The organism is Streptomyces sp. NPDC050534 (genome assembly GCF_044457745.1).
Classification (GTDB): Bacteria; Actinomycetota; Actinomycetes; order Streptomycetales; family Streptomycetaceae; genus Streptomyces.
On the sequence record NZ_JBITHF010000002.1, the window covers coordinates 486,138 to 509,746 of the forward strand.

Here is a 23,609-nt window from a genome sequence, read left to right on the forward strand (position 1 = left end):
CACGTCCTTCACGCTAGGACCCGGAACCCCGGCTCCCAATGAGGGAACCCCCTAGCGGGTTGGGGTGAGGGAAAACCCTCGGTCCGCCTCAGTTAACCTGGCGCGCCGTCACTTCGCGCGCCGTGCGGCCGCCAAACGGACGATATCCACGCGCGAGCGGATCCCCAGCTTGCGGTAGACCCGGGTCAGGGTCGCCTCGACGGTCTTCACGCTGATGAACAGCCGGGCGGCGATCTCCCGGTTGGTCGAGCCCTCCATCACGAGCGCGGCGACCTGACGTTCCATCGAGGCGAGACCCTCCAGGCCCTCCGACGTGGCGGCGGGGGCGATCGGTTCCACGCTGCTCGCCGCGGCGGCCGCCTGCACCTGGCGCAGCCACGGCAGTGCCCGGCAGCGGCGGAACAGCCGGGCCGCCTCGTCGTAAGGCGAGTCCTCCCGTTTCGCCTCCGCGGCGCCGAAACGTGTGGCGGGCGCCGGCCGCCCGGCGCGCAGCGACGCCAGCGCGAAAGCGGCCCGTGCCTCCTCCAGGCCGTAGCCCAGCTTGCCCAGCCGGTCCTGTGCCGACGTCAGCTGGGCCAGCGCGGCCTCGTGCTCCCCGCGCGCGGCCCGCACCAGGGCCTCGGCCCTGTCCAGCACCCCCAGCACGCTCTCGCGCCCGAGCCGCAGGGCGTGGGCGCGCGCCACGTCGAGGAGGTGCTGCGCCTCGTCGACCTCGCCGGTCCGTACGAGCGCCTCGGCGAGGTCGCCGTGCCAGCGGCCGCGGGCCGGGTCGGTGATGCCGAGCCCGCGCTCCAGCTCCCGCACCCGGCGCAGTGAGCTCACCGCGCCCTCGGTGTCCCCGGCGACCAGTTGGGCGTGCCCGAGCGCGGTCAGGCCCCGCGAGACGTACATCTGGTCGCCGGCCTGCTCGGCCTGCTCCACCGCCTCCCGCGCCAGGGCCAGCGCCCGTTCCGGGTCGCCGCCCGAGGCCTCGGTGAGGGAGTCGAGGACGGCGGAGGGTATCTCGCCGATTCCGGAGTCACGGGCCAGCCGCATGCTCTCCCGGGCCAGGTCGAGGGCCCGGCCGCAATGCCCGGAGCGCAGTTCGGTCTCGGCGAGCAGACGCACGAAGTGCACCTCGCTCTCGACCATGCCGCGCCGGCGCACCTCGCGCAGCAGGGCGTTGACGGTGCTGCGGGCCTCGGGCAGCTGGTCGCTCATGATCAGCCAGCGGTACCGGGTCGCGCCCGCGCCGTTGTGGTGGCACGCGACCTGCGGGTCCTGGGGCTCCTTCAGCGCGCGCTTGATGGTCGCGGGGGCGTCCGGGTGGCCCATCAGGGTTTCGGTCTGCGCCTGGAAGGCGAGCGCGAGGAGCTCGGTGCGGCGGTCGCCGGCCCGGGCGGCGAGTTCCGCGGCGTGCGCGGCCTCCTCCCGGCCCTCCGCGAAGTCGCCCTCCACGACCAGTCCGCGCCAGGCCAGCTGGTAGTGGACCAGGGCGAGCAGCCCCGGGTCGTCGCCGGCGTCGGCGAGCGCCTGCGGGTAGACCGTGTCGACGTCGCCGAGCGCCTGCCCGGCCGCCTCGATGACGACCATCCAGGCCCGCACCCGGTCCGCGGGCGCGGTGGCCCGGGTCAGCACGTCACGGGCGATGTCCCGGGCGAGGTCCACCTCGCCGGCGGTGATCGCGTCCTCGGCGGCCTGGAGCCGGCGCTCGTCCGGGCCCGGCTCGTCGTCGGCGGGGGTGTGCCGGGCGGCGAGCAGCCCGAGCGACGCGGCGACCGAGGGCGCCCCGCGGTCCCGGGCCAGGGCGGCGGCCTCGGCGAGGCGGGCCGCGGCCTCCGGGTCGGTGCCGGTGGTCGCGAGGGCGAGGTGGCGGGCGCGCTCGATCGGGTCCGAGGCCGCCGTGGACAGCGCGGCGTGCGCGGCGCGCCGCTCCTGCGCGGGCGCCTCCGCGTACAGCGCGGCGGAGACCAGCGGGTGCGCGAAGCGTACGGCGGGGCCCTCGGGCTCCGTTGCCAGCAGCCCGAGTTCGGCCGCCTGGACCGTCTCGGCCTCGGCGTTGTCCCGGCCGGCCGCGTGCAGCAGGGCCAGCGTGGGCCGGGCGCCGGCGCTGGCCACCAAAAGCGTGCGGCGGGCCTCGTCGGAGAGCAGGTCCAGCCGGTTCAGCACGAGGGTGCGCAGCGAGGTGGGCACCGGCAGCGGCTCGCCGGGCCGTGGCGGGGTCGGGTTCTCGGCCAGGGCGCGGCCCAGTTCGAGGGCGAAGAGCGGATTGCCGCCGCTGGTGCGGTGGATGTCGCGGACCGTGGAGCGGGGCAGGCCGGTGTAGCCGCGGTGGTCGAGGAGGGCGGAGACCTGGCCGCGGGAGAGTGCCCCGAGCCGGACGGCCAGGGTGTCGGGCGGCGACGCGGCCAGGTGCCGGTCGTACTCCTGGCCCTCGGTGCGCACCGCGCACAGCAGTTGCACCGGGGTGTCGCCGAGGCGGCGGGCGGCGAAGCCGAGGAGTTCCGCGCTCGCCGAGTCCAGCCACTGCAGATCGTCGGCGACGAGCAGGACCGGGCCCCCGGCGGCCAGGGCGCGCAGGACGGAGAGCACGGCCAGGCGCAGGGCGAGGCCGTCGCGCTGGAGGGTGGACTCGCCGCGGCCGGTGAGCGCCGACTCCAGGGCCGTGCGCTGTGCGGCCGGGAGCTTGTCGGACACCTCGTCCGCGACCAGCCCGAACAGGTCCGCGAGGGCCAGGAAGGGGAGATGCGATTCGGACTCGGTCGCCGAGCAGCGCAACACCGTACGGGCCGCCGTCCCGTATTCGGAGGCCAATGCCCGCAGAGCGGTCGACTTTCCTATTCCGGCGGGACCGTGGAGCAGCACGCTGCCGCCGCGGGCGAGCTGCTCACGCGCCGTCCTCAACAGCTCGTCCCTGCCGATGACCAGGTCGGGGCGGCATCGGGCAGGCTCCCTGAAGTCCCCTCGCACGGTCCGCTCCCCTCCACGTGTCGTGTCCCCTCCAAATTCTAGGCAATGTCTCCTTGAAATTCGGACGGACGAGGCGGTGAGGGATATAACAATGGTGCAGCATGGGGAAATTCAAAGCCCGTCCGCATGAATAGATGACCTTCGGGACGGCGGCCCGGGCTACGGCAGCAGCCCGGTGCGCCGCGCCGCGGCGACCGCCTCCCCCCGGGTGTGCGTGCCCAGCTTGCGCATCGCCGAGCGCAGGTAGCTCTTCACCGTCTCCGGGCGCAGTCCCAGCCGCTCCGAGGCTGCCGCGTTGGTGGCTCCGGCCGCGACGCAGGCGAGCACGTCCAGCTCACGGGGGGCCAGGCGCACCGGCCCGCCGGCGGCCTCCGGCGTCAGCAGCTCGCACGCGTCGAGCAGTTCCGCCCGCAGCGCCGGGTCCGCGATCCGTGGCGCCAGCGCGCGCAGGACCGCGTGCGCCTCGCGCACCTGCTCCCAGGCGGCGCCCGCGGCGGCGTCCGGCGCCTGCCCGGCGCGGGCGGCCGCCGCCAGGCTCCGCGCCTCGTCCCCGACGGCCAGCGCCTGCTCCACGTCCCGCGCCACCACCATCGCCGCGTCCAGGATGCGGTCGCCGAGCGGCTGGGCGGTGCGCAGGGCGCCGTAGAGGACACCCCGCACCCGGCGTCGTACGACCACCGGCACCGCGAGGATCGACCGCAGGCCCTCCGTGGCGACCGGGATGTCGTACTCGTGGCTGATCTGCGGCGACGAGCTGTAGTCCGTGACGGCGCACGGCCGGGCGAGCGCGATCGCCCGGCCGCCCAGGCCGTTTCCGGAGCTCACCGGGAGTCCGCTCAGCGCGAGCGTGGCCGCGCCGTTGAGTTCGCTGATGCGCACCTGGTGGCGGCCCGCCTCCACCAGTCCGCCGAAGGCGACCGGGAGCCCGGTGGCGCGTCGCAGCCGTACCAAGGCGTTGCGTATCTCGACCGCTCCGGCCGCGTCTGCTGTCACCTGCTTGCCCTTTCCTGCAGCACACACCCCCGTTCGGGGGTAGTGAGACCTGCATCACGGATTACACGATGGCAGAGAGCCGCCCGGCAATGGTCCGGCCGAACGACCTAAAAGGCGAGGTGGACAGATGACGACGGCGACGGAGCTCTTCCGGAGTGCGCGGGACTTCCTGCTGGAGCACCGCGAGGACTACGCGAAGGCGTACGAGGGGTTCAGCTGGCCCAGGCCCGAGCACTTCAACTGGGCGCTCGACTGGTTCGACGTCATCGCCGAGGGCAACGACCGCACCGCCCTGCACATCGTCGAGGAGGACGGCAGCGAGGTCCGGGTCACCTTCGCGGAGATGGCCGAGCGCTCCGACCGGGTGGCCAACTGGCTGCGCGACCGGGGCGTCGGCGCCGAGGACCGGATCCTCGTCATGCTCGGCAACCAGGTCGAGCTGTGGGAGACCGCGCTGGCCGCGATGAAGCTGCGCGCCGTGGTCATCCCGGCCACCCCGCTGCTCGGCCCGGCCGACCTGCGCGACCGCGTCGAGCGGGGCCGCGTCGGGCACGTCGTCGTGCGGGCCGGGGACGCCGCCAAGTTCGACGACGTCCCCGGCGCCTACACCCGCATCTGCGTCGGCGGGCTGCCGCTGGAGGGCTGGGAGCCGTACGAGGACGCGTACGCCGTCGCCCCCGCCGAGTTCCTGCCGGACGGCCCGACGCTGGCCGACGACCCGCTGATGCTGTACTTCACCTCGGGCACCACCGCCCGCCCCAAGCTGGTCGAGCACACCCACACCTCGTACCCGATCGGCCATCTGGCCACCATGTACTGGATCGGGCTCAGGCCCGGCGACGTGCACCTCAACATCTCCTCGCCCGGCTGGGCCAAGCACGCCTGGTCCAACCTCTTCGCGCCCTGGAACGCCGAGGCGACCGTCTTCATCCACAACTACACGCGATTCGACGCCGCCCGCCTGCTGGCCGAGATGGACCGCGCGGGTGTCACCACCTTCTGCGCCCCGCCGACCGTCTGGCGCATGCTCATCCAGGCCGACCTCACCCAGCTGCGCGGCAAGCCGCGCGAGGCCGTCGCCGCGGGCGAGCCGCTGAACCCCGAGGTCATCGAGCAGGTCCGGCGCGCCTGGGGCGTCACCGTGCGGGACGGCTTCGGGCAGACCGAGACGGCCGTACAGATCGCCAACAGCCCCGGCCAGCAGCTCAAGTCCGGATCGATGGGGCGGCCGAGCCCGGGGTACAGGGTCGAGCTGCTGGACCCGGTGACGGGCGCGCCAGGCGCCACGGAGGGCGAGATCTCGCTCGACCTGTCGGCGCGGCCCGTCGGCCTGATGACGGGCTACCACGGCGACCCGGAGCGCACGGCGGAGGCGATGGCCGGCGGCTACTACCGCACCGGCGACATCGGTGCGCGGGACGACGACGGCTACATCACCTACGTCGGCCGCAGCGACGACGTCTTCAAGGCGTCCGACTACAAGATCAGCCCCTTCGAGCTGGAGAGCGCGCTGCTGGAGCACGAGGCGGTGGCCGAGGCGGCCGTCGTGCCCGCGCCGGACGAGCTGCGTCTCGCCGTGCCCAAGGCGTACGTGGTCCTCGCCGAGGGCTGGCAGCCCGGCCCCGGCACCGCGAAGGTGATCTTCGAGCACTCCCGCGAGGTGCTCGCCCCGTACAAGCGCATCCGCCGGCTGGAGTTCGGGGCGCTGCCCAAGACCGTTTCCGGCAAGATCCGCCGCGTCGAGCTGCGCGAGGCGACCGCCGCCGGATCGGACCAGGAGTACCGCGAGGAGGACTTCCGGTGAGTGAACTGTCGTACGCGCACGGGACGAGCGGGACCGTCCTGCTCGGGGACACCATCGGCGCCAACCTGGACCGGGCCGTCGCGGCCTGGCCCGACCGCGAGGCGCTCGTCGACGTGCCGTCGGGGCGGCGCTGGACGTACGCCCAATTCGGCGCGGAGGTCGAGGAGTTGGCGCGGGCGCTGCGCGCGAGCGGGGTCGCCAAGGGGGACCGCGTGGGCATCTGGGCGATCAACTGCCCGGAGTGGGTCCTGGTCCAGTACGCCACCGCCCGCATCGGCGCGATCATGGTGAACATCAACCCGGCCTACCGAACCCACGAGGTCGAGTACGTCCTCAACCAGTCCGGTGTCTCGCTGCTGTTCGCCTCGCTCAGCCACAAGACGAGCGACTACCGCGCGATGGTCGACGAAGTACGCGGCCGCTGCGCCGAGTTGCGCGAGGTCGTGTACATCGGCGACCCGGGCTGGCAGGCGCTGCTCGGGCGCGCGACGCCGGACGTGACGTACGAGGCGCTGTCCTGCGACGACCCCATCAACATCCAGTACACCTCGGGCACGACGGGCTTCCCCAAGGGGGCCACCCTCTCCCACCACAACATCCTCAACAACGGTTACTTCGTCGGCGAGTTGGTCGCCTACACCGAGCAGGACCGGATCTGCGTGCCAGTGCCCTTCTACCACTGCTTCGGCATGGTGATGTGCAATCTCGCCGCCACCTCGCACGGCGCCTGCATCGTCATCCCGGCCCCCTCCTTCGAGCCGAAGGCCACCCTCGACGCCGTCCAGCAGGAGCGCTGCACCTCGCTCTACGGGGTGCCGACGATGTTCATCGCCGAGCTGGGACTGCCCGACTTCGCCGGCTACGACCTCACCTCCCTGCGCACCGGCATCATGGCGGGCTCGCCCTGCCCGGTCGAGGTGATGAAGCGGGTGGTCGCCGAGATGCACATGGAGGAGGTCTCCATCTGCTACGGCATGACCGAGACCTCCCCGGTCTCCCTGCAGACCCGCAGGGACGACGACCTGGAGCACCGCACCGGCACGGTCGGCCGCGTGCTGCCGCACATCGAGGTGAAGGTCGTCGACCCGGCCACCGGCGTGACCCAACCGCGCGGCGCCGCAGGCGAGTTGTGCACCCGCGGCTACAGCGTGATGCTCGGCTACTGGAACGAGCCCGGGAAGACCGCCGAGGCGGTCGACCCCGGCCGCTGGATGCACACCGGCGACCTGGCGACGATGCGCGAGGACGGCTACGTCGAGATCGTCGGCCGTATCAAGGACATGATCATCCGCGGCGGTGAGAACATCTACCCGCGTGAGATCGAGGAGTTCCTCTACGGTCACCCGAAGATCCGCGACGTCCAGGTCGTGGGCGTACCGCACGAGCGCTACGGCGAGGAGGTCCTCGCCTGCGTCATCCCCCGCGACCCGGCCGACCCCCCGACCCTCGAGGACGTACGCGCCTACTGTGAGGGCCGGCTGGCGCACTACAAGGTGCCGAGCCTGCTCCAGGTCCTGGATGCCTTCCCGATGACCGTGTCGGGCAAGGTGCGCAAGGTGGAGCTGCGGGAGAAGTACGGGGACTGAGGTCTTCTTCCCGACGTGACGCCACCGGTGCTCAGGGGCCGGTGGCGTCCAGGTCGTCCGCAGGGCCGTTCACCGGCTGCGGAGTGCCCGTGAGGTCGAGGACGAACAGGGGGATGCCCAGGGTCTCGGCGCGGGTGTGGGCCTCGTCGGCGTAGCCGGCGAGGGAGAAGTAGGCGCAGTTCGCCGACTCCGTCATGGCGGTCAGCCACAGGCACTCCACGTCGCGCAGCGACGCCGGCCGCGCGGTCGGGTCGACCTGCGCCACCAGGCCGCGGGCCGCGATGCCGACGCCGGACGGGGGCCGCTGGTCGGCGCGGCGGATGTCCCGGTAGCCGAGCCAGCGCAGATACACGGCGGCGGCCGTCACCGCGTCCCGGGCCGTGTGGATGGTGACGGGCCGGAAGCGGGAGCGGCGGCGTTCGGGACGGGTGGCCGTCATCGCCGGGGCGCTCCCCTCCGCCATCGGCACGCGCAGCAGCGTGCCGCACGGGCAGCCCATTTCCGGTCGCGGCCACTGGTCCTCGCGGCCGCAGTCGGCGCACCGCAGGGATACCCAGCCCTCATCCCAGGACTCGTGCGTGACGGCCGTCGCGGTCCCGTGCCGGTCCAGCGAGGGCACGACGCGGGCGCCGCACACGCAGCGGTACGACGGCGCCGTGTACCGGTGCTCGCGCCGGCAGGCCGGACAGCGCACCGGGACGCTCTCGGACATGGCCCTCATCGTCCTCCTGCGGGCGCCCGCTTGTCCGCCTCTTGGCCGCCTTCCTCTCTTGACTGCCTTCCCCCACCCTCTTACATTGATTCCAGATAGTAGAAGTAATTTTCCGCATTGCGGAAACAGTGTGGAAAACATCGAGAAGTCGACACGGAAGAGCCACCGCGGGGCGCGACGGGAGCGAATCCGACAGCCGAAGCAGGAGTACTCCATGGCACGTATGACCGCTGCCCGCGCGGCAGTTGAGATCCTCAAGCGCGAGGGCGTCACCAACGCGTTCGGTGTGCCCGGCGCGGCGATCAACCCCTTCTACGCGGCGCTCAAGGCGGCAGGCGGCGTCAACCACACCCTCGCGCGCCATGTCGAGGGCGCCTCGCACATGGCCGAGGGCTACACCCGTACGCACGCGGGCAACATCGGCGTCTGCATCGGCACCTCCGGCCCGGCCGGCACCGACATGATCACCGGCCTGTACTCCGCCACCGGCGACTCCATCCCGATCCTGTGCATCACGGGTCAGGCCCCGACCGCCGTGATCCACAAAGAGGACTTCCAGGCCGTCGACATCGCCTCGATCGCCAAGCCGGTCGCGAAGATGGCGGTCACGGTGCTGGAGGCCGCGCAGGTGCCAGGCGTCTTCCAGCAGGCCTTCCACCTGATGCGCTCCGGCCGCCCCGGCCCGGTCCTGATCGACCTGCCGATCGACGTGCAGCTCACCGAGATCGAGTTCGACCCGGAGACCTACGCGCCGCTGCCCGTCTACAAGCCGGCCGCGACCCGCGCCCAGATCGAGAAGGCGATCGCGCTCCTGAACGAGTCCGAGCGTCCGCTGATCGTCGCCGGCGGCGGCGTCATCAACGCCGACGCCGCCGAACTGCTCGTCGAATTCGCCGAGTTGACCGGCACCCCGGTCGTCCCGACCCTGATGGGCTGGGGCATCCTGCCCGACGACCACGAGCTGAACGCCGGCATGGTGGGCCTGCAGACCTCGCACCGCTACGGCAACGCGACGTTCCTGGAGTCCGACTTCGTCCTCGGCATCGGCAACCGCTGGGCCAACCGCCACACCGGCAAGCTGGACGTCTACACCGCCGGCCGCACGTTCGTGCACGTCGACGTCGAGCCCACGCAGATCGGCAAGATCTTCGCCCCCGACTACGGCATCGCCTCGGACGCGAAGGCCGCGCTGGAGCTCTTCGTCGCGGTGGCAAGGGAGTTGAAGGCGGCCGGCCGGCTGCCCGACCGCAGTGCCTGGGCCGCCGCCGCGCAGGAGCGGAAGGCGACCCTCCAGCGCCGTACGCACTTCGACGACATCCCGATCAAGCCGCAGCGGGTCTACGAGGAGATGAACAAGGCCTTCGGGCCGGAGACCCGGTACGTCTCCACCATCGGCCTCTCGCAGATCGCCGGCGCCCAGATGCTGCACGTCTTCAAGCCGCGGCACTGGATCAACTGCGGCCAGGCGGGCCCTCTCGGCTGGACCATCCCGGCCGCGCTGGGCGTCGCCAAGGCCGACCCGGAGGCGCAGGTCGTGGCGCTCTCCGGCGACTACGACTTCCAGTTCATGATCGAGGAACTGGCGGTCGGCGCGCAGCACAAGATCCCGTACGTCCACGTCCTGGTCAACAACTCCTACCTGGGCCTGATCCGCCAGGCGCAGCGGGCGTTCGAGATCGACTTCCAGGTCAACCTCGAGTTCGAGAACATCAACTCGCCCGAGCTGGGCGTCTACGGCGTCGACCACGTCAAGGTCGCCGAGGGTCTCGGCTGCAAGGCGATCCGGGTGACCGACCCGGCCGAGCTGGGCGCGGCCCTGGAGCAGGCCAAGAAGCTCGCGGCCGAGTTCCAGGTCCCGGTGGTCGTCGAGGCGATCCTGGAGCGCGTCACCAACATCTCGATGTCGACCAGCAACGACATCGGCAACGTGACCGAGTTCGAGGAGATCGCGACCGAGCCGGGGCACGCCCCGACCTCGATCAGGACGCTGAAGGTCTGACGCGCGAGGAACAGACGAGGGGCGGTCCGTCCGGTGGGACGGGCCGCCCCTTCGCGCGTGCTCGAGGCATCACACCGACGCGCAGCTCAGGCCGCCGCCGCTGCCGCAGGAGGCACCCGGCAGCTCCCGCTCCGTCGTGCCGCCCCGGCCGGTCAGGCCCGCCTCCCGGGTGAAGCGCGGCACGAGGGCCGTCAGCGCCCGGTCGCCGTACAGGGCGACCGCGAACAGGATCTCCGCCGCCGGCTGACCGGCCCGGTCCGCGGGCAGTGGATGCCGGTCGCGCAGCTCCCTCAGGGACCGGCGGGCCGCACCGGTGCGGCCGGGCGGGAAGCCGCGCAGCAGCCCGGCGGACATGAGGTCGTCCCGCGCCTCGGCGAGCGCCGTGCGGACGGCCTGCCGCTGCAGCAACTGGCCCATGCCCGCGGGCCGGTAGAGCGCCGCGTGCACGGCGCCGGTCAGCGGAGGAAGAGCGGCGCCGGTGGCCGGTCCCGAGGTCCGCATGGTGCCCGCGCGGACCACGCCGCGCAGATGCAGATCGAGCACGGCGACCGTGACCGCGGCCCGGCGGCCGCCCCGTATCAGCGCGATCTCGTGCGGCTCGAGCACGACCGTCGTGGACCTGGCCATCGCACACCCCCGTCGCGAAGCCCGCCGCCCCCGTGCCGGCGGGCTCCGCGTGACTTCAATGTGCCCGAGTACGGGGGTGGTTGAAGCGCGTTGAACCATGTTCAGAGCTTCTCTTGAGGATTGCGTAGACGTCCTACGTCCGCGGCGTAGGTGCGCGGTCACGCCTCCTCGTGGTGTTCCGACAGGCCGGGCCAGTCGTCGGGCCCGCCGCCCTGCCACTCGATGAGCTCGCTGCTCTCGACGTCGGTGACGTACAGCCCGGCCTGCCGCAGGATCTCGCCCACGTCGTCGACGTGCGTGGCGATCCCCAGCGTCTCGTCGCCCTCGGTGACCCGCCGTGACCCGTCCAGGGCCGGTGAGTGCACCACGATGTGCGGATGCCGCGGTGGGTGTGCCATGCCTCCAGGCTCCTGCGGAAGCAATCGTTCCGCACCCCGGACAGACCGAATCGGCGCCGGATGCGGGACCGTCCGCATCCGGCGCCGACCGGCCGGTGAGGTATTCCGTTGTGGCCGTCCGGCGGTGCGAGGCTGGGCGCGACAGTACGTTCGCGCCGCCGGACGGAGTCGTGGGGCACTGCGTCAAACGGCTGGGACCGCGGCGGATGCGACAGAACCGCGGCACTCCTTCCCTCAGGTCGAAGAAGGAGGGCCCGGGACCTTCACCACCGCACTGGCTCGCAAGCCGCCGCGGTCCTTGCCCCGCCCGCGCACGTCCGGCCGGCCACCCCTCATCCGGGCCGTACGGTCGTGCGCGGGCCGTCTGTGTCAGTCCTCGCGCAGGGCGCGGACCGCCTCCTCCACGCGCTTGCCGTACTCCGGGTCGGCGGCGTGGAAGTGGGCCAGGTTCTTCTCGATCACGTCGTCGCGGGTGACCTGTGAGAGGCCGCCGGCGATGTTGGCGATCAGTCGGGACTTCTCCTCGGCCGACATCAGGCGGTACAGCTCGCCCGCCTGGACGAAGTCGTCGTCCTTGGTGTGCAGGGGCGCCTCGTGGGTGCCCGTGTGGCCGCTGACGGCCAGCGGCGCCGACAGCGGGCGGCCGGTCTCCATCGGGCCGTCGTAGGAGTTCGGCTCGTAGTTCCTGGCGTACCGGCCCTGGGAGTTGACCGCCATGAGGCCGTCGCGGCCGTAGTTGTTCGCGACGGTCGCCTTCGGGGCGTTGACGGCCAGCAGCGTGTGGTTGACGCCCAGGCGGTAGCGGTGGGCGTCCGCGTAGGCGAACAGCCGGCCCTGGAGCATCTTGTCCGGCGAAGGGCCGATGCCGGGAACGAAGTTGTTCGGGGAGAACGCGGCCTGCTCGACCTCGGCGAAGACGTTGTCCGGGTTGCGGTCGAGGACCAGGCGGCCGACGCGCTGGAGCGGGTAGTCCTTGTGCGGCCACACCTTGGTCAGGTCGAACGGGTTGAAGCGGTAGTCGGCCGCCTCGGCCGCCGGCATGAGCTGCACGTACAGCGTCCAGCTCGGGTTCACGCCCCGCTCGATGGCCTGCAGCAGGTCCGTCTGGTGCGAGTTGGGGTCCTTGCCCGCGATCTCCGCGGCCTGCTCGCTGCTCAGGCAGCGCACGCCCTGGTTGGTCTTGAAGTGGTACTTGACGAAGAAGGACTCGCCCTCGGCGTTCGTCCACCGGTAGGTGTGCGAGCCGTAGCCGTTCATGTGGCGGTACGACGCCGGGATGCCGCGGTCGCCCATCAGCCAGGTCACCTGGTGCGTGGCCTCGGGGGAGTGCGCCCAGAAGTCCCAGACGTTGTCCGCCTCCTGGCGGCCCGTGAAGGGGTCGCGCTTCTGGGAGTGGATGAAGTCGGGGAACTTGATCGGGTCCTTGATGAAGAACACCGGGGTGTTGTTCCCGACGAGGTCGTAATTGCCCTCTTCGGTATAGAACTTGACCGCGAAGCCGCGCGGGTCGCGGACCGCGTCCGCGCCGCCGAGCGAGTCGGCCACGGTCGAGAAGCGCAGGAACACCTCGGTGCGCCTGCCGACGCTGCTCAGGAAGTCGGCGTGCGTGAAGCCGGTGACGTCGTCGGTCACCTCGAAGTAGCCGTAGGCGCCCGAGCCGCGGGCGTGCACCACGCGCTCCGGGATGCGCTCGCGGTTGAAGCGCGCCAGCTTCTCCAGCAGGTGCTGGTCCTGGAGGAGGAGCGGGCCGCCGATGCCGGCGGAGGCGGAATTCTGGTTGTCGGCGACCGGGGCGCCGGACTCCGTGGTGAGCGTTCGCGTCGTGGGCACGCGCTTCGACATCGTGGACCTTCCGTGCGTCAGCACTTCCGTGCGGGTGGCAGCGGAAAACTTCTTCCGCTTGGTGGAGCCTAGAAGTGGGGCAAACTGAACGTCAACAGTTTGTTGAAGTTGATTCCGGGCGGCGCCGACGCCTGGGCGCGACAGGACAGATGTCAGCGGCGGCGCCGCCCGGAAGTCCGTGGCTGCGTCAGAGCTGGGCGCCGGAGAGGCGCTCCACGGCCCGCAGCAGGGCCGAGTGGTCCAGGCCGCCGTCGCCCTGGGCGCGCAGGCTGGCGACCAGCTGGGCCACCACGGCGCCGACGGGCAGCGAGGCGCCCACGTTGCGGGCGGCGTCGGTGACGATGCCCATGTCCTTGTGGTGCAGGTCGATACGGAAGCCCGGCTTGAAGTCGCGGTTCAGGAAGTTGTCCTTCTTCCGCGTCAGCACGGTCGAGCCCGCGAGGCCGCCGTTCAGGACGTCCAGCGCGGCCTTCAGGTCCACGCCCGACTTCTCCAGGAAGACCACGGCCTCGGCGCACGCCTGGATGTTCACGGCGACGATCAGCTGGTTGGCGGCCTTCACGGTCTGGCCCGAGCCGTGCGGGCCGCACAGCACGATGGTCTTGCCCAGCGCCTCGAAGAGCGGCTTCGCGGTGTCGAAGTCGGCCTGCTCGCCGCCGACCATGATGGACAGCACGGCCTCCACGGCCCCGGCCTCACCGCCGGACACGGGCGCGTCCAGCACGCGGATGCCCTTGTCCGCGGCGGCCTTCGCCAGGTCGACGGAGGTCTGCGGGGTGATCGACGACATGTCGATCAGCAGCGCGCCGGGCCTCGCGTTCTCCAGGATGCCGTCGGGGCCGTAGGAGATGGCCTCGACCTGGGGGGAGGCCGGCACCATCGTGACGATCACGTCGGCGTCCCCGACCGCCTCGGCGATCGAGCCGGCGACGGTGCCGCCGGCCGCGGCCAGCCGGTCCAGCTTGTCCTGCTCCAGCGTGAAGCCGGTGACGTCGTAACCCGCCTTGATCAGGTTCTCGGACATGGGGGAGCCCATGATGCCGAGGCCTATCCAGGCGATCTTGGGGAGGTTGCTCATATCGGGGGTGCCTCTCTCACTGCTGTGCTGCGTCAGGGGGTTGGGCTCAGCGGGCGGCGCGGGCCTCGCGCGGGAGCCACTCGAAGGCCTCGGAACTCGGCTTGTCGCCCGGCTTGTACTCCAGGCCGACCCAGCCCTCGTAACCGGCCTTCCTCAGCTGGTCGAGGAGCTCCTGCAGCGGCAGCGAGCCCGTGCCCGGCGCACCACGCCCCGGGTTGTCGGCGATCTGCACATGGCCGGTCTTGGCCGCGTACCGCTCGATCACCGCCGGCAGGTCCTCGCCGTTCATGGACAGGTGGTAGAGGTCCATGAGGAAGCGCGCGTTGCCGAGGCCCGTCGCGTCGTTGACGTTGTCGACGACGCCGATCCCGGCCGGGGCGCTGACCAGCGGATACAGCGGCGACTCCGGCTGGTTGAGCGTCTCGATCAGCAGGATCGCGCCGATGCGGTCGGCCGCTCGGGCCGCGAGGACCAGGTTCTCCAGGGCCAGCGCGTCCTGCTCGGCCGGGTCGACGCCGCCGACGCGGTTGCCGTACAGCGCGTTGAGCGCCGTGCAGCCGAGCGACTGCGCGAAGTCCGCCGCCACGTCGATGTTGGCGCGGAACCTCTCCGACTCCTCGCCCGGGATCGACAGTGCGCCCCGGTCGGGGCCGGGCAGCTGCCCGGCGTAGAAGTTCAGGCCCGTGAGCCGGACGCCCGCGTCCTCGATCGCCTTCTTCAGGGCGTCGAGCTCGGACTGCCCGGGGGTGGGGGAGTCGACCCAGGGCCACCACAGCTCGACCGCGGTGAAGCCCGCCGCGGCCGCGGCCGCGGGGCGTTCCAGGAGCGGGAGTTCCGTGAAGAGGATCGACAGGTTGACGTTGAAGCGCTGCTCTGCAAATCCCATGTGGGTCGGCGCTCCCTTCCGTGTAGTGATTCCGTAATACGGAAGTTCGTTTCTGCTTAATGGAAGACTGCCTGCGACCGGGGAGACCTGTCAAGAGCACCCGCGCAAACCGGCGACCTATGAGGACCGCCATGGCGTTAGGTTGTGCGCGTGCGATTGAGAGTGGAGTTCACGACCGAGCCGTTCGACCTCGACGAGGCGCCCGCGCACGCGGTGGCCGCCCGCGAGGTGATCGAGGCGGCCGAGCTGGACGCGGTGGACGTCGGGCCGTTCGGCAACACGGCGGAGGGCGGCGCGGACGCCGTGCTCACCGCCGTGGACGCGCTGCTGCGCAAGACGCTGAAGGCCGGCGCCACCCGGATCTCGCTGCAGGTCAACGTGGTCGACGCGGCCGGGGAGGGCGCCGAGTGACCGGCACCGGGGACGAACCGTTCATCACGGCCGTGAAGCCGCTGGTCGACGCCATGGGCGGCGAGCTCCTCCCGCCCGACGAGGCCGGTCCCGACGACGTCGTGCTCTCCTGGCAGGGCGCCGATGCGGTCGCCGTGCGGCTGCCCCAGCTCGCGGACTCCCTGGACCACATCCTGGCCGCGATGGAGCGCAAGCAGGGCATGCCGCTGGCCGACCTGGACCGCAAGGCCAAGCAGGAGGTCGTGCGGATACTCGAGGCGCGCGGCGCCTTCTCCGTACGGCACGGCGTGGAGACCGTCGCGAGCGCCCTCGGCGTGAGCCGCTTCACGGTGTACAACTACCTGAACCGGGACAAAGGCGCCTGAGGCGACCGGCCCGTTTTCGTTGCCGCGAATTTTCAACAAAGTGTTGACGGCTCGTTGCCGAGGGCGTTAGCTATCGGCACGCCCGTTCAGCACGAAGGCCCTACGCGGCCACGGAGGCACCCGTGACTTCGACTTCCACGCCCCCGGGCCTGCCCCGGTTCAACGCACTGGAGGAGCACGCGGCCCTCGCCGTTCTCCGCGAGGCGTGCGCCTCCACCGCCTGGGCGCAGCGGCTGACCGCCGCCCGTCCGTACGCCACCGCCGACGAGCTCCTCACCGCCAGTGACGCCGCCATGGCCGAGTTGACGGCCGCGGACCTCGCCGAGGCGATGGCCGGGCACCCGCCGATCGGCCGCCCCAAGCCGGGGGACCCCGCCTCGGCACGGGAGCAGCGCGGCATGGCCGGCGCCTCCGACGGGCTCAGGGCGGAGATGCTCGAACTGAACCTGGCCTACCAGGAGAAGTTCGGCCATGTCTTCCTCATCTGCGCCACCGGCCGGACCGGCGAGCAGATGCGCGACGCCGTCAAGGAGCGGATCGGCAACTCGCCGGATCAGGAACGGGAGATCGTCCGCGTCGAGCTGGGCAAGATCAACCGCATCCGACTGGCCCGACTCGTCGAAGAGGAAGCCTGACCCATGAGCACCAGCACCACCGCTTCCGTGTCCACGCACATCCTGGACACCAGCGTCGGCCGCCCCGCCGAGGGCGTCGCCGTCCGGCTCGCGGCCCGCAGCGGGCGCGAGGCGGACTGGCAGGGGCTCGGCGGCTCCGCGACCGACGCGGACGGCCGGTGCAAGGACCTGCCGGCGCTGCCGGAAGGAACGACACACGTACGCCTCGACTTCGCGGTCGAAGCGTATTTCGAGAAGAAGCAAGCCGATGCGCAGCAGGACGCCCCCGCGAATCGGGACAGCGGTGCCGTGTTCTTCCCCGAGGTGGCGATCACCTTCGCCGTGAAGCCCGGGGAGCATTACCACGTACCGCTGCTGCTCAACCCGTTCGGCTACTCCGTATACCGAGGGAGCTAGCTAAATGCCCACGATCCTGGGACAGAACCAGTACGGCAAGGCCGAGAACCGAGTCGTAAAGATCACGCGGGACGGCGCCACCCACCACATCAAGGACCTCAACGTCTCGGTCGCCCTCTCCGGCGACATGGACGAGGTCCACTACTCCGGCTCCAACGCCAACGTGCTGCCGACCGACACCACCAAGAACACGGTGTTCGCCTTCGCCAAGGAGCACGGCATCGAGTCGGCCGAGCAGTTCGGCATCCACCTGGCCCGGCACTTCGTGACGAGCCAGGAGCCGATCCACCAGGCCCGTATCCGCATCGAGGAGTACGCCTGGGAGCGGATCGAGGCATCAGACGCCAACTCGCAGTTCATCGGCGCGGACGAGGTCAAGCACTCGTTCGTGAAGCAGGGCCGGGAGACCCGCCTGACCCAGATCACCTACGACGGTCAGAACTGGGAGGTCGTCTCCGGCCTCAAGGACCTGACGGTGATGAACTCGACCAACTCCGAGTTCTGGGGCTACGTCAAGGACAAGTACACGACGCTCCAGGAGGCCTACGACCGCATCCTGGCGACCTCGGTCTCGGCCCGCTGGCGGTTCAACTGGACCGACGACGAGCAGAAGATGCCCCACTGGGAGAAGTCGTACGAGCAGACCAGGAAGCACATGCTCCAGGCCTTCGCCGAGACGTACTCGCTCTCGCTGCAGCAGACGCTGTACCAGATGGGTTCGCGCATCATCAACAACCGCAGCGAGATCGACGAGGTCCGCTTCTCGCTGCCGAACAAGCACCACTTCCTCGTCGACCTGGAGCCCTTCGGGCTGAAGAACGACAATGAGGTGTACTTCGCCGCCGACCGCCCCTACGGCCTGATCGAGGCGACGATCCTGCGGGACGGTTGCGAGCCGAAGATCCCGGTGGACCTCACCAACCTCTGATCTCCCCCCGAGGGAACCCTCTTTCGGCACCCGTGACCGGGGGAACCGCCTCCCCGCATCCCCGGTCACGGCACTCAAAACTCCCGGGGTCCTGCCGTGCCCTCCTCACAAGTCCATTGAGCGAAAAGGACGAACCATGGCAGCAGCCCAGCGCATCGTCATCGAGAACTGTTCGATCGCGACGGTCGACGCGCACGACACCGAGTACGGACACGGACACGTCGTCATCGCCGGCAACCGCATCGAGGCGCTCGGCGCGGGCAGGGCCCCCGAGGGCCTGGAGAACGTCGCACGCCGTATCGACGCCTCCGGCCATCTGGTGACCCCCGGCCTGGTCAACACCCACCACCACTACTACCAGTGGATCACCCGGGGCCTGGCCACCGACCACAACCTCTTCAACTGGCTCGTCGCGCTGTACCCCACCTGGGCGCGCATCGACGAGCCGATGGTGTACGCGGCCGCCCAGGGCTCCCTGGCGATGATGGCCCGCGGCGGCGTGACCACCGCCATGGACCACCACTACGTCTACCCCAAGAACTCCGGCGACCTGTCCGGCGCGATCATCCGCGCCGCCCGCGAGACGGGCGTCCGCTTCACCCTCGCCCGCGGCTCCATGGACCGCAGCGAGAAGGACGGCGGCCTGCCCCCGGACTTCGCCGTCGAGACCCTGGAAGGGGCCCTCGCCGCGACCGAGCAGACTGTCAAGGAGCACCACGACGCCTCCTTCGACGCGATGACCCAGGTGGCCGTGGCTCCCTGCTCGCCCTTCTCCGTCTCCACCGAACTCCTGCGTGAGGGAGCCGCCTTGGCCCGCCGCCTCGGGGTGCGCCTGCACACCCACGGCTCGGAGACGGTCGAGGAGGAGCAGTTCTGCAAGGAACTGTTCGGCATGGGCCCGACCGACTACTTCGAGTCCACCGGCTGGCTCGGCGAGGACGTGTGGATGGCGCACTGCGTCCACATGAACGACTCCGACATCGCCGCCTTCGGCCGCACGAAGACCGGTGTCGCGCACTGCCCGTCCTCCAACGCCCGCCTCGCGGCCGGTATCGCACGCGTCCCCGACATGCTGGCGGCCGGCGTCCCGGTCGGCCTCGGCGTCGACGGCACGGCGTCCAACGAGTCCGGCGAGCTGCACACCGAACTGCGCAACGCCCTGCTGATCAACCGCCTCGGCGCGCACCGGGAAGCGGCCCTCAACGCCCGCCAGGCCCTGCGCCTCGGCACGTACGGCGGCGCCCAGGTCCTCGGCCGCGCCGCCGAGACCGGCTCCCTGGAGCCGGGCAAGCTCGCCGACCTGGTGCTGTGGAAGCTGGACACCCTCGCCCACGCCTCCATCGCCGACCCGGTGACCGCACTGGTCTTCGGCGCGGCGGCCCCGGTCACCGCGTCCTTCGTGAACGGGCGCCAGATCGTCGAGGCCGGCCGCCTGCTGCACGTGGACGAGGACGCGATCGCCCGCTCCACGCGCAACGAGGCACAGCGGCTCGCACGGATCGTCGCGCAGGGCTGAACAGCTGAAGATCTCCGGTCGGGGGGGACGGCCCCCGACCGGTAGCCGTGGACCCACTGGTTCCATGGCGGCCGTCTCCGGGGCGCGCGTGGACGCGTGCGCCCCGGAACGGTCTCCGTCCCGGTCCCTCCCCCACTCTCGACTTCGCTCGAGCGGGAGGTACCCCCATGACCTGAGCCCCACCTCCCTGACACCCACGTCAGAGCCGACGTGTAACCGACCGGAGGAGCCGCAGTGGCCGCCCACCCCGTTGACGAACGCCTGCCCGCACTCAAGATGGCGACAACCGGCCTGCAGCACGTGGCCGCCATGTACGCGGGGGTCGTCGCCCCGCCCCTGATCGTCGGCGCGGCCATCGGCCTCTCCGCCACCGATCTCACCTTCCTCACCGGCGCCTGTCTCTTCACCGCCGGCCTCGCCACCTTCCTGCAGACCCTCGGCATCTGGAAGATCGGCGCACGGCTTCCCTTCGTCAACGGCGTCACCTTCGCCGGTGTCGCCCCCATGACGGCGGTCGTGGCCTCCACCAAGGACAAGTCCGACGCGTTGCCGATCATCTTCGGCGCGGTGATCGTCGCGGGTCTGCTGGGCTTCCTGGCCGCCCCCTTCTTCAGCAAGGCGGTCCGCTTCTTCCCGCCGGTCGTCACCGGCACGGTCATCACGCTCATAGGCGTGTCCCTGCTGCCGGTGGCCTTCGGCTGGGCGCAGGGACCCAACCCCGCCGCACACGACTACGGTTCGGCGACCTACCTGGGCCTCGCCGCCACAACTCTCCTGATCGTGCTGCTGCTTCGCCGCTTCACCCGCGGCTTCGTCAAGCAGATCGCGGTCCTGCTCGGCATGGTCGCCGGCACGGTGATCGCGATCCCCTTCGGCGTCACGGACTTCGGCCCGGTGGCGGACGCGGACGTGGTCGGCTTCCCGGTCCCGTTCCACTTCGGGGCGCCCCAGTTCCACCTCGCCGCGATCCTCTCGCTGTGTGTGGTGATGGTGGTCTCGATGACCGAATCGACCGCGGACATGCTGGCGTTGGGCGAGATCGTCGAGCGCCCGGCCGACGAGAGGACGATCGCGGCCGGGCTGCGCGCCGACACCCTCGGCTCGGCCCTCAGCCCCTTCTTCAACGGCTTCATGTGCAGCGCCTTCGCGCAGAACATCGGCCTGGTCGCCATGACGAAGATCCGCAGCCGGTACGTCGTCGCCACCGGCGGCGGCTTCCTGGTCCTGATGGGCCTGTGCCCGATGGCCGCCTCGCTCATCGCCGTCGTACCGCGCCCGGTGCTCGGCGGCGCGGGCGTGGTGCTGTTCGGTTCGGTCGCGGCCAGCGGCATCCAGACCCTGGCCAAGGCGGGCCTGGAGAAGGACAACAACATCCTGATCGTCGCCGTCTCGCTCGCCGTCGGCATCATCCCGATCACCGCGCCGGAGTTCTACCACGCCTTCCCGGAGACCGCGCGGATCGTGCTGGACTCGGGCATCTCCACCGGCTGCGTGGCGGCGGTGGCGCTGAACCTGGTCTTCAACCACCTGGGCAAGGGCCGGGAGGAGGAGGACGTCACCCACCCCATGGAGGCCGGCGAGCAGATCGCCGCCGTCCACTGACCCGACCCGGTACCGCGGGGCACGGTAATCGCCGTGCTCCGCACCGGAGATGGGGCAGTCTGTCCTCCATGAACGAGTCCGGCCGCGTGGAGGCCTTCAGCGACGGCGTGTTCGCCATCGCCATCACCCTGCTCATCCTGGAGATCAAGGTCCCGAAGGTCGGCGAGCACGGCAGCCTGTGGCACGCGCTCGGCTCCCAGTGGCCCTCGTACGCCGCCTACGTGGTGAGCTTCCTGGTCATCGGCATCATGTGGATCAACCACCACCAGGTGTTCAGTTACGTCGCCCATGTCGACCGCGCCCTGATGTTCCTGAACCTGCTGGTCCTGATGGTGGTGGCCGCGGTGCCCTGGCCGACGGCGATGCTCGCGGAGTATCTGCGCGAGGACGAGCCCTCGCACGTCGCCGCCGCCGTCTACAGCCTGGTCATGGTGGCGATGGCCCTCACCTTCCAGGCCCTGTGGTGGCACCTGACCCGCACCGGCCACCTCTTCGACTCCCGCGTCGACATCCCCGCGGCCCGCGCGACCCGCGCCCGCTTCGCCCTCGGCACCCTCGCCTACCCGGTCACGGTCGCCCTGGCCTTCGTCTCGGCCCCGCTCACCCTGGCCGCCCACGGCCTGCTCGCCCTGTACTACGGCTTCAACCAGGTCCCGGTGCCGACCCGTCCGAACCCGGCCACTTCATGAGGTTGGCGAGCAGCTCCGCCTGCTCGATCTCGTCGCGTACAGCGTCTTCGTGTCCAGGCAGCCCGAGTGCCCGAAGGGGCTCGTACCGGTGAAGCGGATCAGGTACCAGTACAGGAACCTCCAGTCGTACGAGGCCGGGTAGGCGCACATCACGTGCTGCGCACCGGCGCACCCCTCGCCGACCCAGGCGTTGAACTCGCCCGGTGCGACGGCGGGTTCAACGCCCCTCGGCCTTCAGCCGTTCCCGGTCCAGCCCGCTGACGGCCAGCGCCTGGGGCACGAACTCCTCACCGATCGGCCTGAGTTCACGGTAGAAGGTCTGCCGCTCCGGATCGGCGGCGGTGAACCCGCCGGCGGTCCGGGCGCGCCCGCATCCGAATTCGGGCCGGGTCTCGGCCCGGAGCCGGCCCCGACTTCAGGCCCGGCGGATCGCCTGGCAGGGCGTGGCCCGCGGCAGGCGGCCGGTGAAGTACGAGCGGGGCGGCACGCCCATGAGGGTGCGGAATTCGGACGTCATGTGGGACTGGTCGTAGTAGCCGGTGGCGGCGGCGAGTTCGGCCCAGGAGCGGGTCGCGGCGTGGTCCAGGACCGTGCGCACGCGGTCGATCCGGGCGTAGTGCTTGGGGGAGAGGCCGACGCCCTCGGCGAACAGGTTGCGCAACTGCCGCTCGCTGACGGCGAGATCGCGCGCCACGTCGCCCACCGGCCCGGGGACGTGCCCGCTGCGTACGGACATCGCCTCGACACCGGCGCGCACCAGCTCGACGCGGGCACGGTCCGCGGCGGCCGCCAGCCGCTCCGGAAGCACGTCCGAGAGATGCGCCAGGGCCTCCTCGGGTGTCAACCTTCGCAGCTCGTCGGCCAGTTGGCGGAGCGCGGGCACGGGCAGGTCACCCAGTGGCACGGCACGCCCGACGAGGTCGACGGCCGGGACACCGAGCAGCGGGCGGACGGTGCCGGGCGCGAGCCGCAGCTCCACGCAGGACACCCGGCGCTTGCCCTGGTGGTACGAGGCCCGGGCGCGCGGGCCGACGACCAGCGCGCCGCGGCCGCCGTGCTCCCCGGAGCGGACCACCACCCTGGTCGTGGTCTCCGGCAGATGCACGAACGGCTCCGTCGGCCCGTCCCCGACCGACACGGACCCGACGCCGGCCACCCATGGGCGCAGCACTTCCGGCGTGGGCAGGACCTCTCGGAACACGGCGTTCGTCACCTCTCCACCGTAAGCGCGCGGCAGGGCCGTCCGGGCGGCCCAACCGTGCCGGAATTTCCAAGAGATCCGGGCCGTGCGCCGCCCACCGTGGTGGACATGATCCTCGTCATGGGTGCCACGGGCACCATCGGAAGTGAAGTCGTACGACAGCTCGCGGCGCGCGGCGAGAAGGTGCGGGCCCTGAGCCGGGACCCGGCGAAGGCGCGGGTGCCGGCCGGGGTGGAGACCGCCGCGGGACACCATCGCGACCGGGAGTCCGTCGAGGCGGCGATGGCGGGTGCGCAGGCCGCCTTCCTGGTCGGGGTGTTCGGCCCGGACGACGGCGAGCACGACCGCGGCCTGGTCGCGGCGGCGAAGGCCGCGGGGGTGCGGCGGATCGTGAAGCTCTCCGCCATCGGTACCGGCGACCCCCGGCTGGGCGTGTTCGGGACCTGGCATCTGCACGGCGAGGAGGCCGCGCGCGGCAGTGGTCTGGAGTGGACGCTCCTGCGGCCCTCCGCCTTCGCCTCGAACACGCTGAGCTGGGTCCAGGCCGTACGGGAGGGCACGCCCGCGCCCAACATGATGGGCGCGGGACGGCAGGGGGTCGTCGACCCGCGCGACGTGGCCGAGACCGCCGTGGCCGCGCTGCTCGACCCGCGGCACGCGGGCCGTACGTACACCCTGACCGGCCCGGAGACACTCAGCGCCCATGAGCAGGCCGCCGTACTGGCCGACGTCCTCGGCCGTCCCGTGCCGCTGCACGACCTCTCGCCGCAGGAGCGGCGCGCGCAGCTGCTCGCCGCCGGGCTGAGCGAGGACTACGCGGACGGACTCATGGTCACCGCCCGGTTCATCCACGAGGGCGGCAACGACGTCGTCACCGGGGATGTGCGGGAGGCGCTCGGCCGGCCGGCGCGGACCTACCGGCAGTGGGCCGAGGACCACGAGCCGGCGTTCACGCAAGGGTGAGGCGGGGCGGCCGGGCGGCACCCGGCAGG

At 71.3% G+C, this 23,609-nt stretch carries 21 protein-coding genes; 12 read left to right on the plus strand and 9 right to left on the minus strand.

Annotated features, from left to right (window positions below):
* Positions 1 to 108: 108 nt before the first annotated feature.
* Positions 109 to 2,949, minus strand: a complete 2,841-nt coding sequence (locus ACIBN2_RS07715) for an AAA family ATPase (RefSeq protein WP_399133309.1) — start codon at positions 2,947 to 2,949, stop codon at positions 109 to 111.
* Positions 2,950 to 3,108: 159 nt separating this feature from the next.
* Positions 3,109 to 3,942, minus strand: coding sequence for a response regulator transcription factor (locus tag ACIBN2_RS07720; protein ID WP_399133310.1), 834 nt, complete (start codon positions 3,940 to 3,942; stop codon positions 3,109 to 3,111).
* Between the two features lie 127 nt (positions 3,943 to 4,069).
* Here ACIBN2_RS07720 and ACIBN2_RS07725 point away from each other — a divergent pair, with 127 nt between their 5' ends.
* Positions 4,070 to 5,746 carry an AMP-binding protein gene (locus ACIBN2_RS07725; RefSeq protein ID WP_399133311.1) on the plus strand — a complete coding sequence of 559 codons (1,677 nt, stop codon included), beginning with the start codon at positions 4,070 to 4,072 and terminating at the stop codon, positions 5,744 to 5,746.
* Positions 5,743 to 7,332, plus strand: coding sequence for an AMP-binding protein (locus ACIBN2_RS07730; protein WP_399133312.1), 1,590 nt, complete (start codon positions 5,743 to 5,745; stop codon positions 7,330 to 7,332). Before ACIBN2_RS07725 ends, ACIBN2_RS07730 begins: the two co-directional genes overlap by 4 nt.
* 31 nt (positions 7,333 to 7,363) lie before the next feature.
* On the opposite strand, the gene ACIBN2_RS07735 is transcribed toward ACIBN2_RS07730, so the two are convergent.
* Entirely contained in the window at positions 7,364 to 8,053 is a 690-nt protein-coding gene (locus tag ACIBN2_RS07735) for a hypothetical protein (RefSeq protein ID WP_399133313.1), read from the minus strand.
* A gap of 205 nt (positions 8,054 to 8,258) precedes the next feature.
* Here ACIBN2_RS07735 and gcl point away from each other — a divergent pair, with 205 nt between their 5' ends.
* The gene (gene gcl, locus ACIBN2_RS07740) at positions 8,259 to 10,043 is read left to right on the plus strand and encodes a glyoxylate carboligase (protein WP_399133314.1); all 1,785 of its coding nucleotides are present in this window, start codon (positions 8,259 to 8,261) and stop codon (positions 10,041 to 10,043) included.
* A gap of 69 nt (positions 10,044 to 10,112) precedes the next feature.
* Here gcl and ACIBN2_RS07745 read toward each other — a convergent pair whose 3' ends face one another.
* From ACIBN2_RS07745 to ACIBN2_RS07765, 5 genes are all read right to left on the minus strand, one after another.
* Complete coding sequence (locus tag ACIBN2_RS07745; protein ID WP_399133315.1) at positions 10,113 to 10,769, minus strand: TIGR04222 domain-containing membrane protein; 657 nt, start codon at positions 10,767 to 10,769, stop codon at positions 10,113 to 10,115.
* Positions 10,770 to 10,828: 59 nt separating this feature from the next.
* Positions 10,829 to 11,068: a hypothetical protein gene (locus ACIBN2_RS07750; protein ID WP_399133316.1), complete on the minus strand. Its 240-nt coding sequence runs from the start codon at positions 11,066 to 11,068 to the stop codon at positions 10,829 to 10,831.
* Between the two features lie 369 nt (positions 11,069 to 11,437).
* Entirely contained in the window at positions 11,438 to 12,910 is a 1,473-nt protein-coding gene (locus ACIBN2_RS07755) for a catalase (RefSeq protein ID WP_399133317.1), read from the minus strand.
* A gap of 187 nt (positions 12,911 to 13,097) precedes the next feature.
* Entirely contained in the window at positions 13,098 to 13,988 is an 891-nt protein-coding gene (locus ACIBN2_RS07760; RefSeq protein WP_399133318.1) for a 2-hydroxy-3-oxopropionate reductase, read from the minus strand.
* 46 nt (positions 13,989 to 14,034) lie between these two features.
* Positions 14,035 to 14,874, minus strand: a complete 840-nt coding sequence (locus tag ACIBN2_RS07765; protein ID WP_399133319.1) for a TIM barrel protein — start codon at positions 14,872 to 14,874, stop codon at positions 14,035 to 14,037.
* A gap of 150 nt (positions 14,875 to 15,024) precedes the next feature.
* Here ACIBN2_RS07765 and ACIBN2_RS07770 point away from each other — a divergent pair, with 150 nt between their 5' ends.
* The 8 genes from ACIBN2_RS07770 (at position 15,025) to ACIBN2_RS07805 (ending at position 21,416) form a co-directional block, all read left to right on the plus strand.
* Entirely contained in the window at positions 15,025 to 15,285 is a 261-nt protein-coding gene (locus ACIBN2_RS07770) for a hypothetical protein (RefSeq protein WP_399133320.1), read from the plus strand.
* Positions 15,282 to 15,650 carry a helix-turn-helix domain-containing protein gene (locus tag ACIBN2_RS07775; RefSeq protein WP_399133321.1) on the plus strand — a complete coding sequence of 123 codons (369 nt, stop codon included), beginning with the start codon at positions 15,282 to 15,284 and terminating at the stop codon, positions 15,648 to 15,650. The genes ACIBN2_RS07770 and ACIBN2_RS07775 overlap by 4 nt, the downstream gene beginning before the upstream one ends.
* A gap of 122 nt (positions 15,651 to 15,772) precedes the next feature.
* Positions 15,773 to 16,285 (plus strand): 2-oxo-4-hydroxy-4-carboxy-5-ureidoimidazoline decarboxylase, encoded by a 513-nt coding sequence (gene uraD, locus ACIBN2_RS07780; protein WP_399133322.1) that lies wholly within the window; start codon positions 15,773 to 15,775, stop codon positions 16,283 to 16,285.
* A gap of 3 nt (positions 16,286 to 16,288) precedes the next feature.
* Positions 16,289 to 16,681, plus strand: coding sequence for a hydroxyisourate hydrolase (uraH, locus tag ACIBN2_RS07785; protein WP_399133323.1), 393 nt, complete (start codon positions 16,289 to 16,291; stop codon positions 16,679 to 16,681).
* Between the two features lie 4 nt (positions 16,682 to 16,685).
* Positions 16,686 to 17,609, plus strand: coding sequence for a factor-independent urate hydroxylase (gene pucL, locus ACIBN2_RS07790; RefSeq protein ID WP_399133325.1), 924 nt, complete (start codon positions 16,686 to 16,688; stop codon positions 17,607 to 17,609).
* Positions 17,610 to 17,745: 136 nt separating this feature from the next.
* Positions 17,746 to 19,125 (plus strand): 8-oxoguanine deaminase, encoded by a 1,380-nt coding sequence (locus ACIBN2_RS07795; RefSeq protein ID WP_399133326.1) that lies wholly within the window; start codon positions 17,746 to 17,748, stop codon positions 19,123 to 19,125.
* Between the two features lie 234 nt (positions 19,126 to 19,359).
* On the plus strand, positions 19,360 to 20,727 hold the full coding sequence (locus ACIBN2_RS07800) for a nucleobase:cation symporter-2 family protein (RefSeq protein ID WP_399133327.1): 1,368 nt from the start codon (positions 19,360 to 19,362) through the stop codon (positions 20,725 to 20,727).
* A 68-nt stretch (positions 20,728 to 20,795) separates the two neighbouring features.
* Positions 20,796 to 21,416, plus strand: a complete 621-nt coding sequence (locus ACIBN2_RS07805; protein WP_399133328.1) for a TMEM175 family protein — start codon at positions 20,796 to 20,798, stop codon at positions 21,414 to 21,416.
* 415 nt (positions 21,417 to 21,831) lie between these two features.
* On the opposite strand, the gene ACIBN2_RS07810 is transcribed toward ACIBN2_RS07805, so the two are convergent.
* Positions 21,832 to 22,629 (minus strand): helix-turn-helix domain-containing protein, encoded by a 798-nt coding sequence (locus ACIBN2_RS07810; protein ID WP_399133329.1) that lies wholly within the window; start codon positions 22,627 to 22,629, stop codon positions 21,832 to 21,834.
* Positions 22,630 to 22,725: 96 nt separating this feature from the next.
* On the opposite strand from ACIBN2_RS07810, the gene ACIBN2_RS07815 reads away from it, so the two are divergent.
* Complete coding sequence (locus tag ACIBN2_RS07815) at positions 22,726 to 23,580, plus strand: NAD(P)H-binding protein (protein ID WP_399133330.1); 855 nt, start codon at positions 22,726 to 22,728, stop codon at positions 23,578 to 23,580.
* Positions 23,581 to 23,609 lie beyond the last annotated feature (29 nt).

Bases quoted from the DNA above. Each gene is read 5' to 3' on its own strand.
- ACIBN2_RS07805 (WP_399133328.1), top strand. From the start codon at position 20,796: ATGAACGAGTCCGGCCGCGTGGAGGCCTTCAGCGACGGCGTGTTCGCC.
- ACIBN2_RS07750 (WP_399133316.1), bottom strand. From the start codon at position 11,068: ATGGCACACCCACCGCGGCATCCGCACATCGTGGTGCACTCACCGGCC.
- ACIBN2_RS07725 (WP_399133311.1), top strand. From the start codon at position 4,070: ATGACGACGGCGACGGAGCTCTTCCGGAGTGCGCGGGACTTCCTGCTG.
- ACIBN2_RS07765 (WP_399133319.1), bottom strand. From the start codon at position 14,874: ATGGGATTTGCAGAGCAGCGCTTCAACGTCAACCTGTCGATCCTCTTC.
- pucL (WP_399133325.1), top strand. From the start codon at position 16,686: ATGCCCACGATCCTGGGACAGAACCAGTACGGCAAGGCCGAGAACCGA.
- ACIBN2_RS07735 (WP_399133313.1), bottom strand. From the start codon at position 8,053: ATGAGGGCCATGTCCGAGAGCGTCCCGGTGCGCTGTCCGGCCTGCCGG.
- ACIBN2_RS07760 (WP_399133318.1), bottom strand. From the start codon at position 13,988: ATGAGCAACCTCCCCAAGATCGCCTGGATAGGCCTCGGCATCATGGGC.
- ACIBN2_RS07755 (WP_399133317.1), bottom strand. From the start codon at position 12,910: ATGTCGAAGCGCGTGCCCACGACGCGAACGCTCACCACGGAGTCCGGC.
- uraH (WP_399133323.1), top strand. From the start codon at position 16,289: ATGAGCACCAGCACCACCGCTTCCGTGTCCACGCACATCCTGGACACC.
- ACIBN2_RS07815 (WP_399133330.1), top strand. From the start codon at position 22,726: ATGATCCTCGTCATGGGTGCCACGGGCACCATCGGAAGTGAAGTCGTA.
- ACIBN2_RS07795 (WP_399133326.1), top strand. From the start codon at position 17,746: ATGGCAGCAGCCCAGCGCATCGTCATCGAGAACTGTTCGATCGCGACG.
- gcl (WP_399133314.1), top strand. From the start codon at position 8,259: ATGGCACGTATGACCGCTGCCCGCGCGGCAGTTGAGATCCTCAAGCGC.
- ACIBN2_RS07745 (WP_399133315.1), bottom strand. From the start codon at position 10,769: ATGGTTCAACGCGCTTCAACCACCCCCGTACTCGGGCACATTGAAGTC.